Below are 17780 nucleotides of genomic sequence, written 5' to 3'. Positions count from 1 at the left end.
CAAAAAGCAGAGGGTATAAAATATACCCTCTGCTTTTTGATCAACTAAGAATAGTTTACAATTATTAACAAGAAACTACTCAGTTTTATCTTCCTTAACTCCATCCCCACCAGCTTTAGCTTCTTCATCCTGCTTCTTATGAATATTATTAATATCCTCAGTTGTGCCGCCACCGTCATCATCCGGAGCTCTAAATTCGCCTTTATCTACTAGGCGGAGGAAGGCATCAACTACATCAGGTTCAAGCTGGGTTCCAGAAACTTCCTTGATGATGGAAATTGCCTTTTCGAAATTCATTCGCTTTCTGTAAGGTCTGTCTGAATACATAGCATCGAATGTGTCTGCAACTGCAATAATCTGCGCAACTCTTGGAATTTCATCACCCTTAAGACCTTTAGGATAGCCATTGCCGTCGGGTCTTTCATGATGAGAACCAGCGCCAATAGCAAGCTCAGGCATAATGCTTATGTCTTTAAGAACTTGATAGCCCTTAGCTGAATGCGACTTGATGATATTAAATTCCTGATCAGTAAGTTTACCAGGTTTATTAAGTACCGAAGATGGCACCGCAATCTTACCAATGTCATGAAGTAGTGCGATATTATAATACTTATCAACGGTCTCTTCATCGTAACCTAATTCCTTCGCAAGCATCACCGTATATTCGGCAACTCGCTTTGAATGACCATTGGTATATTTATCCTTCATATCAATTGTCTTAGCAAATGCTTCAATCATCTCTCTAATGAAAAGTCTATTTTCTTTTTCCTTCTTAAGTAAGGCTTTTGTCTTTCTATGAACATAGTACATTACAGCGCATGCTACAACAGCAACAACTAAAAGTCCCATTAAGATTTTAAACCAAAGCTGTTCAAAGATTGCTTTTTTCTTTTCGATTATAACTGAAACTTCTTTATAACCTTCACCAAGTGAAGTCTGAAGTGAAATAACAAATTCATAAGTTCCGCCATCTAAATTTGTATAAACAACTGGCTCTAAATCCTTCCTGTCAACAGTAATCGTATCCTTATCAAATCCCTTTAGATGATAAGTAACTTTAGGATTAGTTAACGAGTAGGTGTAAACGTAACTGTAAATTGTGATACGCTTGACATTTGCTGGAATAACGATTTTTCCATTTTTGTCAGCATTTATGAATTCGCCATCAGCCTCAATGTATGGAACGGCAACTTTTAAATTGTCGACATTTTCATTTGGCTTATCAATATTTACTTTTACAACACCAGCGTTTCCGGCAATGTAGAGATTTCCTTCGTCACTTAAGTAGCTATATGAGTTAGCTGTCGTGATATATGGAATGCCATTATCCCTACTATAAAATACAGGTGAAATATTCTCGTTTTTAAGGAGGTCATCGGAAGAAATAACATAGATTCCGTTGCTACTAAGTATCCACATCTTGCCATCTTTATTCTCATACATATCGAAGTTGTTAGAGTATGGGAACTTGCTGATGGTTGTAATCTTGCCATCCTTAAGGTATGCAAGCGAATTACTTGTAATTATCCAGTACAGCTTTCTCTTACTATCCTTTTTGATTCTCATGACAACTTCTGAACTAAGGCCATCGTCGACACCAAGATTTCTTATATTATTTCCATCCAAAATGTAAATTCCATTACCGTCGGAACCTAGGAGAATTTTGCCATCATCACCTTCGCAAACTGTAAGTATTTCAGTATTTGAAAGTCCATTTCCTTCAGCAAATGTTTCCTTTATTTCATCATCTTTTATTAATACAAGACCACCACTAGTGGCAACCATTATGGTGCCGTCGCTTTTTTCACTAACAACTCTGATTCTGTCAGAAGGCAGGCCTCCTTTCGAAGTATAAGTTTTAACTTTACCTTTATAATATTCAACAAGTCCAAGTGAACTGTATGTTGAAAACCAAAGTTTGCCGGTTGAATCCTTGATAATGGATCTTATTCTTGTATCTTTTAATAATTCAAGAAGATTATCAGATTCTTTGAAGTTTTCAAGAGAAGTATCAATGCTTGTAATTGGAATACTTGAGAGTTTCTCGCTTTTATCTACTGCAATAAGTCCAGTATCAGTTCCGATATATAGAATGTCATCGCTTACACATGTTGAATTAACTACTGCGCTATCCAATCCGTATCTAAAACTAATATCATCAAATTGATTTGGAACAATTTTCATAACGCCCTGACGAGATGATACAAACCACATATTTCCTTCGTAATCTGCCATCATACGGTCAATTGAATTGTTGAGAGGAATGTTTTTAACAAGCTGAAATTCTCGATCTTTAAGAATTCCAATTCCTCTGTCAGAAGTAATCCATAATTGATCATGGAAATGTTCAATGGAATTAATGCTTGATAGTGGTTCAACATTAATTTCCTCAAATTTATCAAGTGTATCTCCTAGGTGGCCATAATAAATTAGAGTATTATCGCTACCTAAATAGATTTTATCTTTATTCTCTGGATCAGGAAGAATTGTAGAAATTGGTCCCATTCCCATTTTGGTTCCGTCATAGAATTCAGTAACTTTCTTATCTTTAATTAGAAAAACTGCGCCGGAAAGAGTATTGCCATAGATGGTTCCATCACTACCTTTACGTAACTCCTGAATATACTCGTCATTTAATTGACTTTCATCAATTGCATGAAGTTTCATGTTAGTATCAATCATGCCAAGACCATTTGTTGTGGCAATAAAAATGTTACCTTCATCATCTTCAACAATTGCCCTGATGGAGGAGGATTTAAGACCTTCCGTATCTTTGAACATGGTGTACTTTCCATTCTCCATAACAGCAATACCGCTATCATTAGTACCAATCCAAAGTCTGTTTTTGCTATCAACATATAAACTTACAACGCTTGCAATACCAGTGGTAGAATCAACTCTTTCAAATGTATTTCCGTCGTATCTGATAAGACCGCTGTAACTTCCAATCCAAATGAAACCTTCTTCGGTTTCTGCGATGGCATTTGCTTCAGACGTTGGTAGTCCGTTAGTGTTATCATAAAGGACTGCCGAGTATCCTTCACCGCCTGTTGGATTAATTGCTAAATCTTCATAATCGCCCCCGGAGACGTTCTCTGCATATAGTTTTGTAATATTTATTTTTGGAATTGTAATTGACATTATTGCAGCTAGAGATATAGCTGCTACCTTAGAAAAATTTCCCCATCTAACCATAATTTTGCCCCCAAAATAAAACAATGGTTTACAACAAATACCTAAGTAAATTATACAATATTTTAGGTATGATATTCAAGAAGTTCGTTAGTGAGTTTGGCGAATCTTTAGCGTGGTTATATAAGTTAAACTCTCATAAAATGCGATAAAAACGGAAAAATATGCTAGTAAAATGCAAGAGATCGACTTGAATTACCTATTTTTTTGTGATAGATTATCACAATGTAGCGATAAATTATAGGTTTTATAAGGAAAAAATATGGATTACGATAAAAGAAAATGGATTGAGGCAAAAGAAAAATTGATTAAAGAAATCATAGCACTTGGATTTCCAGAGGAATTAGGTGATGCACTTGCTAAGAATTTAGGAAGCCCACAGGTTATGTATCGTATGACAGTTTACCTACAGAATGTCAAACCCAAAAAGGTAGAAATGGTAGTTGATGAAATGCTTGCAATATGTTCTGATATTGGTAGATGGAAGGAAAAGAAAGTAAGTGAAGCAGCAAATGCAAATTATAATGAATATCTTGAAAGTAAAAGATATGAATAGGAAAATATAATGACAGTAAATTAACGCTTGTTACTATTTTTTCTTTATGGTACAATGAACAAGCTCTGAGACAGCTTAAGCTAAAAATGAGAGATAAAAAGGATGATTATACACATTGCAGAACGAATCTTAGAAAAAATGGAAAGCTTATTTCTAAAGAAAAAACTGTTTTAGATGAAGGAAAATTAAAAAAGGTAGGTATTCGTCAAGGCTATCAAGATGTGAAATCGTTTGATTTATATTTTGCAGGAAATCAACCTGATTTGGATGCCTGGATTGCATATTATTATAATGGAAATTAAAATAATTAAACTCCGATGTTAAGGCATCGGAGTTTTTATGAGAGGAAAAATGATGATTAAATCAATAAAAATGCAGTTAGCATATATGTTAAGAAGTAAAAGTGCAGTAATTATATTTTTCATATTAATGGTAGCTGTTGGAGAAAATTTTTATACTAATATAAATAGAAATTATAAAACTATTTATGTTACACAAATGTTTGATTTGGTAAAGATGCTTACATTATCTGAATGGACAAAAGTAGGATATTTCTTTATGCACTATTATCCTATATTGGTAGTTATTCCTACAGCATTTGTTTATCTTTCGGATAAAAGAAGTGGTATGGATATATATATGATTGGTAAAGTGGGTAAAAAGAATTATTTATTTGGAAAGATGATTTCAGTTTTTTTGATAACTTTTATAGTATTTACAATCCCATTTATTACTGAATTGGTTTTGAGTATGATATGCTTTGATGTTCGATCAGTAGGAGATCCATCAAATTTTGAATATTTTCAAACGATTGTTGATGATGGAAATTACTTCTTATCAAGCATATATTTACATAATAGAATATTGTACGCTGTAATATTGATTTTATTATTTGGTATTATTTCTGCTATATTGGCAGTATTTAATTTTGCAATTAATGTTCTTTTTGATTTTAGATATAGAATAGCAACTATTTGGTCTGCATATGTATTGTTATATTTGATTAAAATAATATCTAAATTTATAAAACCGAAATATACATTGTATTATGTTGATATTTTGAAGTTTTTTGATGATCATGCAATTAGAAATTATTTTGTATATACGATTATTATAGCTATGGTGTTGTTTATATCTGTTGTGATAATTGGATTTAAAACATGTAAAAGAGATTTTGATATTTTGAATGGTTAAGAGGTAGAAATGAAGTTAATAGCAAAAGATGTTTGTAAAAAAATAGGTAATAAAGATATATTAAAAAACATAGATTTGGAATTGGAAAGTGGTAAAATCTATGGGTTTGTTGGAAGAAATGGTTCTGGTAAAACAATGCTTTTTAGAGCGTTATCAGGATTAATGTCTGTTTCGTCTGGAGAAGTAATATATGATGGAAAAGTATTGAAGAAAGATATGAATGTTTTACCGAATTTGGGAATAATCATAGAGAATGCAGGTCTTTATCCAGAACTTACTGGTTTTGATAATTTAAAATTACTTACCAAGTTAAATAAAAACGTGGATAATGAAAGAATTAAATCGATAATCAGTATGGTTGGATTGGATCCAGATGATAAAAGAAAATATAGCAAATATTCTCTAGGAATGAAACAGAGAATTGTAATAGCACAGGCTCTTATGGAAAGTCCAGAAGTACTGATGTTGGATGAACCAACAAATGCCTTAGATGAGGATGGCGTGACAATGGTAAGAGACTTGATAAAAAAGGAAAAAGAAAAAGGTAGTCTTGTTCTTATTGCAAGTCATAATAAAGAGGATATAGAATTTCTAGCTGATGAAGTTTATAGAATAAAAGATGGACAGATATTAGAAAGAGAAAAATAAAATGAAAATAAGAAATGTGTTAATTATATATATAGTATTTGTTGCTATGTTATTATTTAAAGGTTTGGATAAAAAGAGAGTTTATAGAGATCTAAATTCAGAAAAAAATCCACTAGATATGTTTACTGTTGCAGTTTTGAATGATGAATTGAACGAAATTTCATTTGAATGGTTAGATGAACGTATTGATAATGCTAAGTATATATTAGCTGTTGAGTGTTTGGAAAAGACTAATTTTACAGCAAATTGCGCAACTCAGAAAGTTGAAGTTAAAAAAATTTTCAAAGGAAAGAATATTAAAAAGGGTGAAAAAATAGATGTATTAACTATTAGTTGTATATTTATGAAAGAAGAAGGCTTTGAAAGGTCAGCTTTAAATAAAAGTTATATAAATGAGTTTAAAATTGGAAAGAAATATTTGCTGTTTCTAGATGAGAAAATAAAAAATACGAATATTTATAATACAGGAGAATGTTTGTTATTACCTATGTTTGCATATGATGATATAAAAAATAAGCCTTGTAAAGCTACAATAGAGGGTGAACTTTCTGTTTATTATAAGGATTTTTCAGATAATGAATTTTTTATTGAGACTGAAGAAGGTCTTAGAAAAATGGAAGAGTATAAGAAAAAAATAATATCAAAATACCCATATGAATAGAACTAGATTTTGGAGAGAAATATGAAATTTGGAAAAACAGTAATAATAGGGATCATCGCTGGATTAATAGGAGTAATCGGTGGGGTTAATATTGAAAATATTAATATCGCTCAATATATTAGATATTTATCTTTAGTTGGAATTGGACTTTATAAGGAATATGTTGGAGAAGTCTTTTTGAGATTTATGCCATTGCTTGTATTTAACGTTGTTTATGGAATATACATATATAGACATTTCTGTTGTGCGAGTGTTTATTTCTTTACAAGAACTGATAACAGAATAAAGTGGTTTATAAAGGAAGTTGTTAGTTTATCCGTTCACGCATTTATATATTTGTTGATGTATGCACTTTGTGGAATTATAGCTATATGTCTTTTTTCAAAACCACAGTTTTCCAAGGAGGTTGTGTATTTGCTGGGATATTACCTCCTAGTGTATACGTTGTTTTTGTCAATAACCACACTTGCAATCAATATTGTGTCGATTTTATTCAATAGTAGTGTTGGTGTTTTGACATGTGAGAGTGTTTTGTTTTTTGCAATTACGATATTGATGTTTTGGGGAGAAAGATATGAAAAAACTCATATCAAAAAAATTGATTTATTTACTTTAAGGTTAAATCCTATAGCAAATATCATGTTTGCTTTGCATACATGTAAAAACAAGTCAGTTAATAAATATATAAATGAGTTAAATAACAGCTTTCCAATAGAATTTACAATTGCGTACTTTACAGCAGTATTAGTTTTATTTGTGATTATCGGAAGTATAATCGTACATAAAAAAGAATTTATTGTAAATGATATGGAAGATTTAGGATAAAACAGTATTCACAGCTCCAGCTAAGATTAAATCAGTTAAGCAGAAGGATGTGGTGATTTGTAGATATAAAAAAATATGATATACTATGAGTTGTGTAATTAAAAAGTACGTTAAAAAAGGAGTATAAATGAACAAGAGAATTTTAATAGTGGCAGTGGCGACTGTGATGGCATTTGAGACTATTGGATGTACTAAGGGGAATGATAGCAAAGTAGCTGAGGAAACGAAAGAAGAATCTAAGGAAACTTATGAAGCAGAAGAGAGCGTAACATACCAGGAGAGCACGACAAATCAGGAGAGTGAAACAAATCAGGAAAGATCCTCATCCGATGGCACAACTGGAGAAAAGGATGATTTCTGGGAAAAAATACTAGGAATGGAAGAAACAACTGAAGAAATTCAGACAGAGGAAACAACTGAAACTTCACATATAGAAAATACAACGAAGAAAGAGTCGACAACTGATACAGCTTATTCAACTGATAAGATAGCGTTTTATAAACACCTTTATAAGAAGGTTTTTAAAAGAGGATATGACAAGGTATCGGCATATTTAGAAAGTGTTTTTGGAAAAGCAACAAATGCTATTAATGAGGGAGATACAATGAATGCCTTAAATAGGATGTGTGAGAAAAATCGATTTGATTATCAGGACGGTATTTCAGTGTTAAAAGAAAGATTTAATAGCATGTCCATTGACAGTGATATTGAAAATAAAAAAGTATATACAGTAGGATTTCATAAGAATTGTGATCTTAATATTGTTGAGGATAATGATCCTTCGGCTAATGAATGTAGTGATAGTTACGACAGACTTTATAAAAAATTAGAAAAAAAGTATGGTTCACCTAATATGACATTCACACCTGAGCAGAATGGATATACAGGAGTGCTTTGGAATGATACTGCCTGTGGTGATATATGGCTTGCGTGGGGAGATGAAATATTTGGAAGCAATGAGCCAGACTGTATTTTGAGTTTCTCTAGAAAAGAATTAAATTAAGTTTGAAAGATTATTTGATGAAGGCTAGGTAGAAAGATGACAATAGATGATGCAAGAATTGAATACAACAAAGTAGTGAGAGATAATCTAAAAAATATACGTGCTGGTAAACTTAAAAGTCCGGATTGCACATATACTGAATATGTTTTAGTTGAGCATTCATTTTTATATGCAGAAGATGGAGCATATGAGATGGAAATCAGTCTAGCTCCTGATGCAATATGTGGTGATAAAACAATCGATAAGATGGTTTCATTATATCCAGATGAATACGAGCGTAAGTCATTATATAAATTGATTCGCGATAATCGTTTTGATTGCCTTATTTGGCCAACTTACGCAATAAGTATTAACCAGATGAGATACGCAGTTTACAGGGACAGAGTTGATCTTACACTTATGGATGTTGAACGCTTCTATAACATTATCGAAGATGAAGCAAAATTAGGAAATGCATTCTCTGATGTAGCATTTGATAGAATTGAAAAAGAATGCAGGCTTAGTAAGGCATATCTTAATTTTCATACACTTGCATGGATGTGTTCATTTAAGAATTTTTCGGATTTTGTTGAAAAACGCGGTCTTAAAGACTTCGTAGAATATGATGGAAAAAAGTACCATGCTACAGCTTGGGCAGGTAGCGATACACGAATAAATAGTGAAGATTTTAAAGTATATTTTGAAAGACTTGTAGATGTTATGGGTAAGATGGCATAAGGTGAGGACGGGAGTAAATCCCGTCTTTTTAATTTATTTTATAATAGTCAGGTCGGAAAATTTTAATTGATGTAGGTTTGCTTAGTGCAATGAGTGAACTGGATGCGAAAACTTTATTAGAAAAAAATGATTTATTTGTTGAGTTTAAAGGAGCGCTTACGGAGCAGTATGTATTACAACAATTGGTGAGTTATACGGAGTATACTCCATACTACTATGGTAGTGAAAAAGCTAGATATGAACAAGATTTTTTATTACAGAAAGATAAAGATATTATACCTATCGAAGTTAAGGCAGAAGGTAATATCAGATCACAAAGTTTGAAGGCTTTTAAAGATAAGTATAATCCAAAATTATCTGTAAGATTATCGGCACTAGATTATAAAGATCAGGAGTGGATGGTAAATATTCCACTTTACGCAGTTTGTAATTTGTAGTATATATATATTATGTTAGAATAGAGTATAAATTATAAGGAGATTTGTAATGAAGAATATTAAAAGTATTGTATTGATGACATGTATGGTTGCAAGTGCGTTTTTATTCTCTGGGAAAAATGTAAGTGCAAAAGAGTTTAAACCTGATGTAATAGGTACATTATCAAAGGATGGAGATAGCGTAAAAGTTAAGCCTGTTAATAAAGGAACTTCTCAATGTATTAAGTATGTTTCATCTACAGATGAATTAATGTATGTATATACAGATAGTAAAAATGATGATCCTCTTATTGGTGTTTTTGATAAGAATGGTATATTGCTAGGTAGTTATGATAACATGGTTAGCAGGGATGGAGATTATCTTGATCTGGGTAATACTGGTAATACAAATAACGCAGGATTTTTTGTTAAGATAAGAAAAGGTGAAGAGTATTATTTTGAAGCAACTTTGAATAATTTAAGTGATGTTGGAGAATATAATGTTCATCTGATTAAGACTGATAAAAAACCGCAAGTTGATGTTTATGCATATAATAATGAAGAAGGGTATATAACGTTACCAAATAAAGATATAGCAAAATTAGGGTTATCATATGATAAGGATAATTATATTTTGACTATGAATAATACAAATATTCCATATGAGATTTTTGTGAATGCTGACTATGAACATTTATTTTCAGATGGTTTGTTGGAAATTAAAATAATTGGTAAAAATACTATAACAGTTGATTACTTTTCTTTTATTATTAGCCAGGTTTCAATTGTGTTTACTGGTAATGGAACATTAAGCTTTAAAAAGGCGACGAATGATTATATCCCTATAAGTGTTTTATCTAGTGAAGGAAATGCATATCCAGTAGTATTTAGAGTAGATGGACCTACATTTGATATAAATGTAGATACAGAACAGAGTCCTATAGAAGTTGAACAATTAATTATGGATAGTGGTAAAATCATTTATTCGGGTAATTCACATAAAAGTGTTATAGAGGCTCGTATTATAAGTATAAATGGTGGTGAAATAGATGCGCTGAGTGGAAATGTTTTTTCAAGTATTTTTTCAGCAAATGCTATTTATATAAATGGAGGAATAACAAAAACCTCGGTATATAGTAATAAAGATGATACGTTTGCATTGTATGAAACTGTATTTTTGGGGCAGGAAGATATAATAATTAATGATGGAACAATAGTTGTAAAATATATTGATCCGGAAGAAAATGTTGAATCTGTTTATGTTAATCCAACATTTTCTTCAAGAGAGGAAATAAATATAAATGGTGGAAATATTTATATTATTATGTCAGATAAGTTGAAGAAATATTTTGGTGATAAACTTGCAGGTATACAAACAAATACCAGTGATAAAAAAACTCCGTTTATATCTAATAAAGCTAACATACAAAGTGGATCAACAATTGATATAAGTAAGGTTAAATGTAGCCTTGAGTATTCAGATTGTGTGTATGATGGAAAAGAAACCAGCCGTTAAAGCTGATGGCCTTGTTGAAGGAAAGGATTATATTGTTGCCTATAGTAATAACGTAAATCCAGGAACAGCTAAAGTAACAATTACTGGAAAGGGTGATTTTTCAGGTAAAAAGGAATTTAGTTTTGTAATTAATATGAAAAAGGGTGATTTTTCAGAGGTTGGTATAACTATAAAAGATAAGAATTATATCTATAAGGTAACTAAAACTGGTAATAAGTTTGGAGAAGTTGGTGAAGTTAAGGTTATAGGTCTTAAGAAGAAATCACTTAAAAAGATTAACATAGCAACTAAGGTTACAATTGGTGGTATAAAATATAAAGTTACTTCAATTGGAGTAAAAGCATTTAAAGGCAACAAAAAGATTATAAAGTTAACCATTGGAAAGAATGTTAAGACAATTGGAGCATATGCATTTGCTAATTGTAAGAAACTTAAAAAAGTAACTATTAATACAAAGAAACTTAAAAAAGTTGGTAAGAAAGCTTTCTTTAGAAAGGGTGGAAAGAACATTTCATTTAAAGTACCTAAGTCAAAAAAGAAAGCATATAAGAAATTACTTAAGAAAGCTAAGACAAATAAATACGTTGTAAAATAATTTAAAGAAAAAAGCCAAGTTGATAATTTTCAACTTGGCTTTTAAAAGCTACTAAATGTCATTTGTAACGATAATCTAACAAATCAAACACGATAGTATAATAATTGATAAAGGTTTATTTACTAGAGTATAAAGGCGATATATAATTGTCTTACTAGAAACGGGGGATATTGTGAAATCATCGGGGATGTTTTTAGGAGGACTATATAATGATAACAATATCAAAGACAATCAAGAAAGTTGCTTGTGCGGTATTAACAGCAGTTTTAGTAGTAACAGGTGTGGTTGGTCCACAGAAGGTAAATGCAGCAAATTACGTTAACATTAATGTTGGAATGCAACAATAGTGGTACAGTTTTACAGAGAGCTTCATATGATGCAAAAGGAAGTACAAGTGTGAATGTAATTAATACAGTACTTAATACACGTATTAGATTTGCATCTCTTGCTGTTGGAAGTTATCATCTTAATGTTGTGGTTGATTATTACACAGATATGGGTGGTGTTATTGGCCATGGTAGAGTTTCAGGAAGAGTTGATTTTAGAATTGTTCCTAGACCAGCAAATCGTTATACAGATTTCGTTACAAAATTATACAAAAACATTTTGTACAGAGATCCAGACCCACAGGGATTAGCAAACTGGGTAAATGCACTTAATAATGGCGCTACAGGTAGTGAAATTGCAAGAGGATTTTTAACTTCAGCTGAATATACAAATAAAAATGTAAGTGATGAATCTTTTGTTAGTACTCTTTATAATGCGTTATTAGATAGAGCACCAGATCAGCATGGTTATGATGGCTGGGTAGCAGCACTTAAAAATGGTAATTCAAGAATTAATGTTCTTAATTCATTTATGGGTGCACAGGAATTTAAGGACGTATGTGCACGTTATAATGTAAGACCATAAATTTAAAATATATAAATGACGTATAAATAAGGCTTAAAAATATTAAAATATATAATGTATTTGGGTTGTAATATATATCCTGGTTTTTAGTAGGAGCACCGTAGGTGCTCCTTTTTTGTTGTTTTATTGCGGTTAGTATTATGGTATAATTGGAAACGAACCGTTTAATGGGAATATAAATTTTTTTAGGAGGAGTTTGTATGAAGAAAATTAAAAATTTATTTTTAATTTCATGCATGGTTGCAGGTGCATTTTTGTTTTCGGATAAAAATGTAAATGCTGAAGAGTTTAAACCTAATGTAATAGGTACTCTCACAAAGGCAGGAGATAGCGTAAAGGTAAAGGATGCAAATAAGGAAAATAACAAGTATTTTAAATATGTTTCTTCAACGGATGAATTAATGTATTTATATACGGACGCTAAATCTAATGATCCAGTGATTGAAGTATTGGATAAGGATGGCAAATTAATTGAAAAATATGATTCTATGAGTCAGATTGGCGGAGAATTTATTGATTATGCAAAAACTGGAAATTATTATAATGCTGAAATCTTTATTAAGTTAAAAAAGGGTGAAGAGTATTATTTCTCCACATACTTATTTGACGAAGAAAACTTGGTTGAATATAATGTTAATTTGATTAAGGCAACTAAAAAACCAGTAGTTGATGTTTGGTATGGGGAGACCTTATATAATCCAAAAAAATTATCGCAAACAGATAATTCGATTGCGGGTTTAAAATATGATGAAAATAATTACGTATTAACAATGAATAATGCAAATATTCCATATGCACTTGGAATAGCTGCTGAAACTACCAATATTTTTTCAGATGGATTAGTTGAAATAAAAGTACTTGGAGCAAATACCATAACAGCTGATAGTGAATCATTATTATATAGTTTTGAATCAATCGTATTTACTGGAAATGGAAAATTGACTTTTAAAACTAAAACAGACGAATTTGCTCCTTATAATATTATTAATATGATAGAGGCTAATAAGGACAAAGTATGCAGAGTGAATGGTCCTACAATAGAATCAAGTGTTAGAACAAAAAATATTGTTTTTGATGTTAATATCTTCATTATGGATGGTGGAAAGTTTGTTTATTCCGGTATTCAAAAAGAAAACAACATATTAAGGACAAATTACCTATATGTTAATGGTGGTCAAATTGATGTAGCTGATGCAACATGTTATAGTGATCTTTTGAATACAAATTATGCTGAAGTTAATGGAGGAAGTATACGTGCTTCATTAAAAATATTCGGTATGTCGGGCTACGATCCATTTTATAAAACTGCTCTTTACGGAAAAGATTATGTAAGAATTAATGGTGGAACAATATTTATAAAATATGTTGAGCCAGACGGAGATGTAAAGGATGAAGATATTTCTGGGTTTAATGCAATTGAATCAATTCATGAAATCAATGTTAAAGGTGGAAATATTTATATTGTGAAGCCGGAAAGACTTCAGAAACCATTAGAGGATAAATGGATAGGCTTATATACAACAGGTGAAAAGTATAATCCTGAAAAAGCAATTTTATTTATATCTGATAAAGCCAACATCCAAAAGGGTTCAACAATTGACATGAGCAAGGTTGAATGTAGTCTTGAATATACAAAGTGTGTATATGATGGAAAAGAAAAGAAACCAGCAGTTAATGTTGATGGTCTTGTAGAAGGCACTGACTATACAGTTACATATAGCAATAATATTAATCTTGGAACAGCTAAAGTAACAGTTACTGGTAAAGGTATTTTTACAGGTAAAAAGGAACTTAGTTTTACTATAGAAAAACCAGTAGTTAAAGCAGAAACTCTAAAGGTGGGAGCAACTATTAAGAATAGTGACTATATCTACAAAGTAACTAAAGCTGGAAGCAAGGATGGTAAAGTTGGTGAAGTTAGCGTTGTAGGTCTTAACAAGAAATCACTTAAAAAGATTAAGATTGCTGCTAAGGTTACAATCGATGGTGTAACATATAAAGTAACTTCAATTGGAGCTAAGGCATTCAAGGGTAATAAGAAGATTACTTCAGTTGTAATTGGAAAGATTGTTAAGAAGATTGGAGCAAATGCATTTGCTAACTGTAAGAAACTTAAGAAAGTAATAATCAATTCAAAGGTACTTAAGAAAGTTGGTAAGAAGGCGTTCTACAGAAAGGGCGGTAAGAAACTTACTATTAAGGTTCCTAAGAAATTAAAGAAAAAATATAAGAAGCTTCTTAAGAAAGCTAAGACAAATAAATACGTTGTAAAATAATAGAAATGTTAAGAACAAGCGGCAGAAATGTCGCTTGTTTTCGGCTTTTTGAAAACTTTTTTAAAAAATTTAAAAAAAATTTTTGATTTTGTGACTTTTTGTGTTGCCTGAATGGTGTATATGGTGAAAGGCAAAAACGAAAACATTAAAAAAAAGGAGAAAAAAGTTATGAAGAAAATTAAAAATTTATTATTTGTCTTATTAATGGTTGCAGGAGCGTTTTTATTTATGAATAAAAATGTGAATGCGGAGGAGTTCAATCCTAAAGTTATAGGTACTCTTACAAAAGCAGGAGATAGTGTTAAAGTATCTAATGCGAACGGTTACAAAAATGAGAAGTATATTAAGTACATTTCATCAACAGATGATTTGATGTATGTATATACTGATGCAAAAGCTAATGCACCTGTTGTTTATGTGTATGATAAGAATGGCAATTGGATACAAACCTATGACGATAATGGTAAACTTGTTGATCCAGCAAATACTGGAAACAAAGAGAATGTAGAATTTTTTGTTAAGTTAAAAAAAGGTGAGGTTTATTATTTCAGTACATTTATTTCTAGTACAACAAAGTGTTGTGATTATAATGTTAAATTAACTAAAGCAACTAAGAAACCAAACTTTTATGTTATGGTTTATAATAATAAAATTGGATATAAATTTATTTCTGAAGTTGATTTATCAAAAAATGGTTTAACTTATGATAAAGATAATTTTGTATTAACAATGAATAATGCAAATATCCCATATGAAATTTGTGTATATACTTTAGATTCAGATATATTATCAGATGGATTATTTGAAGTTAAGGTTCTTGGAAATAATACAGTAACAGTTGATGCTAAGTCATTGTTTTATAGTAATATACCAGTTGTATTTACTGGAAATGGAAAATTAACATTTAAAACAGAAACAGAAAATTATGTTTCTAATCACGTTATTGGTACAGATAATTATTATCTTGCAGATGAAAGTATGCCTGACTTAGCATCATGCAGAATTGAAGGCCCTACAATTGAATCAAGTGTTAATACAAAAGAAAGGGCTTTTGAATTTAATGATGTATTTACTATGAATAGCGGTAAAATTGATTATTCAGGTGTTGCAAATGGTGTTATATCTGCTTCTATTGTTAACATGAATGGAGGAACTATAAGTATTTCTATGAAGGGTTTTGCTGAAGTTGATAAGTTAAATTATAATTTTGCAATTTATGGAGATAAATATGTAGGAATTAATGATGGAACAATAATCGTAAAATATTTTGAAACAGAAGTAAAGGCTGGTAATATTTCTGCTCGTAATGTAATTGAGACAGAGAATAAAATTTGCATAAATGGTGGAAATATTTATGTTATTATACCAGATACACTTAAAAATGTTTTAAAAGTTAATTTGGCAGGTGCATATAAATATGCAGATTCTAAATATGTAACTGTAAAAATATCTGATAAAGCTAATATCCAAATTGGTAATGAAGTTCCAAAGGCAGGCGAAACTATTGAAGGTAAGAATTATATCTACAAAATAACTAAAGCCGGAAGCAAGAATGGTAAAGTTGGTGAAGTTACAGTTACAGGCCTTAATAAGAAATCACTTAAGAATGTAAAGATCGCAACTAAGATTACAGTTAATGGTGTTACATACAAAGTTACATCAATCAGTGCTAAGGCATTCAAGGGTAATAAGAAGATTGCATCAGTTGTAATTGGAAAGAATGTTAAATCAATTGGAGCAAATGCATTTGCTAATTGTAAGAATCTTAAAAAAGTAACTATCAATTCAAAGGTACTTAAGAAAGTTGGTAAGAATGCTTTCTATAGAAAGAGCGGAAAGAAACTTACTATTAAGGTTCCTAAGGCTAAGAAGAATGTATATAAGAAGCTTCTTAAGAAAGCTAAGACAAATAAATATGTTGTAAAATAATACAAAGATTAAGAGCAAGCGGCAGAAATGCCGCTTGTTTTGTGGTAAGTTTTTCTTATTATATAGTTTTATTAGTAAAGTTGAAATTATAAGTTACTGCATAAAATATAAAAAAGGCAATATTTTGAAAACACCGTTATGTTATAACATGACGGTATTTTTTACTTGAATTATGTTTACAACTGTGATATAAAAATAATATAAAGTAGCACAAATGTAAACAAAAAAGAAAGGAGGATAATATGAATAAATTTGATGTTATGAATGAATTGATTAAGAAGAATAATGGATATTTGTATACTAGTGATGTTGAGAAAGAAAATATTTCTAGAACGTATTTAGCACAGTTTGTGAAAAAATATAATTTAGAGCGAGTGGCTCAGGGAATTTATATTACTTCGGATACTTGGCAAGATGATTTATTTATCTTACAGAAGTGTTATCCTAAGGCTGTGTTTTCTGGAGAGACGGCTCTTAGCTTACATGTATTAATTGATAGGGAATATAATAATATAAGAGTTAGTGTGCCTAAAGGATTCAGTGGCAGTCGGTTGAGAGAAAAAGGAGTTGTTGTTCATCAGGAGAAAGAAGAAAACTACGATTTAGGAATTACTGAAGTAAAGACCATTTTTGGAAATACGGTTAACTGTTATGATAAAGAACGTTGCATTTGTGATTTAGTAAAAAGTAGAGGGAAAATTGACGTTCAAAATTATCAGACAGCGATTTTAGAATATATGAGGAGTAAGGATAAAGACCTTTCAAGACTTGTTAAGTATGCAGAAAAACTTGGAGTTTATGATGAAATTATGATGTATGTGGAGGTGTTAGTATGATAAATAATGCCACACAGTTAAAAGCTAAGGTTAGAAATGTATCTAATGGAAATGATAATATAGCAAAAAATTCAAACCATTATTGATAGAGGTGAAGCAAATACGAGGATGAGAGATCTTTATGATGTGTATGAATTAGAAGTAAATGATGAATATTCCGTTGAAACATTAATGAAAGCTTTTGATGCTACTTGTAAAAAACGTGACACAGTATTTACGGATGAGAAGATATATGAAGAATTAAATAATATAAAGTCAAGTAAATTATTAAGGAGATTATGGAATAGTTATAAAGAGAAGAATTATTATGTAGAAGAGTTGAGTTACGATAAAGTTGTTAGAAGCGTGGAAAAACTAATAAATGATATTTATGATAAAAACTAATATTTGATATGATGGTAAATAGATTGATGATTGTAAAGGAGCACTTAGGTGCTCCTTTTTTATGTACCAAAATTAGGACATTGGTGTTGGTAGTATAAAGGTACGAAGGGAGGAGAGAGA

At 30.8% G+C, this 17780-nt stretch carries 18 protein-coding genes; 17 read left to right on the top strand and 1 reads right to left on the bottom strand.

Annotated elements, in window-relative coordinates:
* Window positions 1–75: 75 nt before the first annotated feature.
* A complete protein-coding gene (locus tag B5D16_RS05825; protein ID WP_078766040.1) occupies window positions 76–3195 on the bottom strand; it encodes an HD domain-containing phosphohydrolase in 3120 nt (1039 codons plus the stop codon).
* A gap of 259 nt (window positions 3196–3454) precedes the next feature.
* On the opposite strand from B5D16_RS05825, the gene B5D16_RS05820 reads away from it, so the two are divergent.
* The 17 genes from B5D16_RS05820 to B5D16_RS05745 all read left to right on the top strand — a co-directional run bounded on the left by B5D16_RS05820 (window position 3455) and on the right by B5D16_RS05745 (window position 17660).
* Complete coding sequence (locus B5D16_RS05820) at window positions 3455–3748, top strand: hypothetical protein (RefSeq protein WP_078766039.1); 294 nt, start codon at window positions 3455–3457, stop codon at window positions 3746–3748.
* 86 nt (window positions 3749–3834) lie between these two features.
* On the top strand, window positions 3835–4050 hold the full coding sequence (locus B5D16_RS05815) for a hypothetical protein (protein WP_078766038.1): 216 nt from the start codon (window positions 3835–3837) through the stop codon (window positions 4048–4050).
* Between the two features lie 37 nt (window positions 4051–4087).
* Window positions 4088–4942 carry a hypothetical protein gene (locus B5D16_RS05810; protein ID WP_078766037.1) on the top strand — a complete coding sequence of 285 codons (855 nt, stop codon included), beginning with the start codon at window positions 4088–4090 and terminating at the stop codon, window positions 4940–4942.
* A 9-nt stretch (window positions 4943–4951) separates the two neighbouring features.
* Entirely contained in the window at window positions 4952–5590 is a 639-nt protein-coding gene (locus B5D16_RS05805) for an ABC transporter ATP-binding protein (RefSeq protein WP_078766036.1), read from the top strand.
* Between the two features lies 1 nt (window position 5591).
* On the top strand, window positions 5592–6251 hold the full coding sequence (locus B5D16_RS05800; RefSeq protein ID WP_078766035.1) for a hypothetical protein: 660 nt from the start codon (window positions 5592–5594) through the stop codon (window positions 6249–6251).
* 21 nt (window positions 6252–6272) lie between these two features.
* Window positions 6273–7076 (top strand): hypothetical protein, encoded by an 804-nt coding sequence (locus B5D16_RS05795; protein WP_078766034.1) that lies wholly within the window; start codon window positions 6273–6275, stop codon window positions 7074–7076.
* Window positions 7077–7203: 127 nt separating this feature from the next.
* The gene (locus B5D16_RS05790) at window positions 7204–8079 is read left to right on the top strand and encodes a hypothetical protein (protein ID WP_078766033.1); all 876 of its coding nucleotides are present in this window, start codon (window positions 7204–7206) and stop codon (window positions 8077–8079) included.
* Window positions 8080–8115: 36 nt separating this feature from the next.
* Entirely contained in the window at window positions 8116–8796 is a 681-nt protein-coding gene (locus B5D16_RS05785; RefSeq protein ID WP_078766032.1) for a hypothetical protein, read from the top strand.
* A 59-nt stretch (window positions 8797–8855) separates the two neighbouring features.
* Window positions 8856–9233, top strand: coding sequence for a DUF4143 domain-containing protein (locus tag B5D16_RS05780; protein ID WP_341465191.1), 378 nt, complete (start codon window positions 8856–8858; stop codon window positions 9231–9233).
* Between the two features lie 49 nt (window positions 9234–9282).
* Window positions 9283–10728, top strand: a complete 1446-nt coding sequence (locus B5D16_RS05775) for a hypothetical protein (protein WP_078766030.1) — start codon at window positions 9283–9285, stop codon at window positions 10726–10728.
* Window positions 10706–11323, top strand: coding sequence for a leucine-rich repeat protein (locus B5D16_RS05770; protein WP_143405050.1), 618 nt, complete (start codon window positions 10706–10708; stop codon window positions 11321–11323). Before B5D16_RS05775 ends, B5D16_RS05770 begins: the two co-directional genes overlap by 23 nt.
* Window positions 11324–11532: 209 nt before the next feature.
* On the top strand, window positions 11533–11670 hold the full coding sequence (locus B5D16_RS12450) for a hypothetical protein (protein ID WP_159444300.1): 138 nt from the start codon (window positions 11533–11535) through the stop codon (window positions 11668–11670).
* Window positions 11654–12235: a DUF4214 domain-containing protein gene (locus B5D16_RS05765; protein WP_159444299.1), complete on the top strand. Its 582-nt coding sequence runs from the start codon at window positions 11654–11656 to the stop codon at window positions 12233–12235. Before B5D16_RS12450 ends, B5D16_RS05765 begins: the two co-directional genes overlap by 17 nt.
* 200 nt (window positions 12236–12435) lie before the next feature.
* Complete coding sequence (locus tag B5D16_RS05760) at window positions 12436–14511, top strand: leucine-rich repeat protein (RefSeq protein ID WP_078766027.1); 2076 nt, start codon at window positions 12436–12438, stop codon at window positions 14509–14511.
* A gap of 168 nt (window positions 14512–14679) precedes the next feature.
* A complete protein-coding gene (locus B5D16_RS05755; protein ID WP_242942998.1) occupies window positions 14680–16440 on the top strand; it encodes a leucine-rich repeat protein in 1761 nt (586 codons plus the stop codon).
* Between the two features lie 242 nt (window positions 16441–16682).
* Complete coding sequence (locus B5D16_RS05750) at window positions 16683–17276, top strand: type IV toxin-antitoxin system AbiEi family antitoxin domain-containing protein (protein ID WP_078766025.1); 594 nt, start codon at window positions 16683–16685, stop codon at window positions 17274–17276.
* 108 nt (window positions 17277–17384) lie between these two features.
* On the top strand, window positions 17385–17660 hold the full coding sequence (locus tag B5D16_RS05745; protein WP_078766024.1) for a nucleotidyl transferase AbiEii/AbiGii toxin family protein: 276 nt from the start codon (window positions 17385–17387) through the stop codon (window positions 17658–17660).
* The last annotated feature ends 120 nt before the right edge of the window (window positions 17661–17780 follow it).

Source organism: Eubacterium uniforme (assembly GCF_900167115.1).
GTDB lineage: Bacteria > Bacillota > Clostridia > Lachnospirales > Lachnospiraceae > Eubacterium_S > Eubacterium_S uniforme.
The sequence above is the reverse complement of the archived record's forward strand: the minus strand, read 5'-3'. Positions and strand labels throughout refer to the sequence as shown.

Excerpts from the sequence above, each read along its gene's own strand:
- B5D16_RS05825 (WP_078766040.1), bottom strand. The coding sequence starts at position 3,195 with ATGGTTAGATGGGGAAATTTTTCTAAGGTAGCAGCTATATCTCTAGCT.
- B5D16_RS05820 (WP_078766039.1), top strand. The coding sequence starts at position 3,455 with ATGGATTACGATAAAAGAAAATGGATTGAGGCAAAAGAAAAATTGATT.
- B5D16_RS05815 (WP_078766038.1), top strand. The coding sequence starts at position 3,835 with ATGAGAGATAAAAAGGATGATTATACACATTGCAGAACGAATCTTAGA.
- B5D16_RS05810 (WP_078766037.1), top strand. The coding sequence starts at position 4,088 with ATGAGAGGAAAAATGATGATTAAATCAATAAAAATGCAGTTAGCATAT.
- B5D16_RS05805 (WP_078766036.1), top strand. The coding sequence starts at position 4,952 with ATGAAGTTAATAGCAAAAGATGTTTGTAAAAAAATAGGTAATAAAGAT.
- B5D16_RS05800 (WP_078766035.1), top strand. The coding sequence starts at position 5,592 with ATGAAAATAAGAAATGTGTTAATTATATATATAGTATTTGTTGCTATG.
- B5D16_RS05795 (WP_078766034.1), top strand. The coding sequence starts at position 6,273 with ATGAAATTTGGAAAAACAGTAATAATAGGGATCATCGCTGGATTAATA.
- B5D16_RS05790 (WP_078766033.1), top strand. The coding sequence starts at position 7,204 with ATGAACAAGAGAATTTTAATAGTGGCAGTGGCGACTGTGATGGCATTT.
- B5D16_RS05785 (WP_078766032.1), top strand. The coding sequence starts at position 8,116 with ATGACAATAGATGATGCAAGAATTGAATACAACAAAGTAGTGAGAGAT.
- B5D16_RS05775 (WP_078766030.1), top strand. The coding sequence starts at position 9,283 with ATGAAGAATATTAAAAGTATTGTATTGATGACATGTATGGTTGCAAGT.
- B5D16_RS05770 (WP_143405050.1), top strand. The coding sequence starts at position 10,706 with ATGGAAAAGAAACCAGCCGTTAAAGCTGATGGCCTTGTTGAAGGAAAG.
- B5D16_RS12450 (WP_159444300.1), top strand. The coding sequence starts at position 11,533 with ATGATAACAATATCAAAGACAATCAAGAAAGTTGCTTGTGCGGTATTA.
- B5D16_RS05760 (WP_078766027.1), top strand. The coding sequence starts at position 12,436 with ATGAAGAAAATTAAAAATTTATTTTTAATTTCATGCATGGTTGCAGGT.
- B5D16_RS05755 (WP_242942998.1), top strand. The coding sequence starts at position 14,680 with ATGAAGAAAATTAAAAATTTATTATTTGTCTTATTAATGGTTGCAGGA.
- B5D16_RS05750 (WP_078766025.1), top strand. The coding sequence starts at position 16,683 with ATGAATAAATTTGATGTTATGAATGAATTGATTAAGAAGAATAATGGA.
- B5D16_RS05745 (WP_078766024.1), top strand. The coding sequence starts at position 17,385 with ATGAGAGATCTTTATGATGTGTATGAATTAGAAGTAAATGATGAATAT.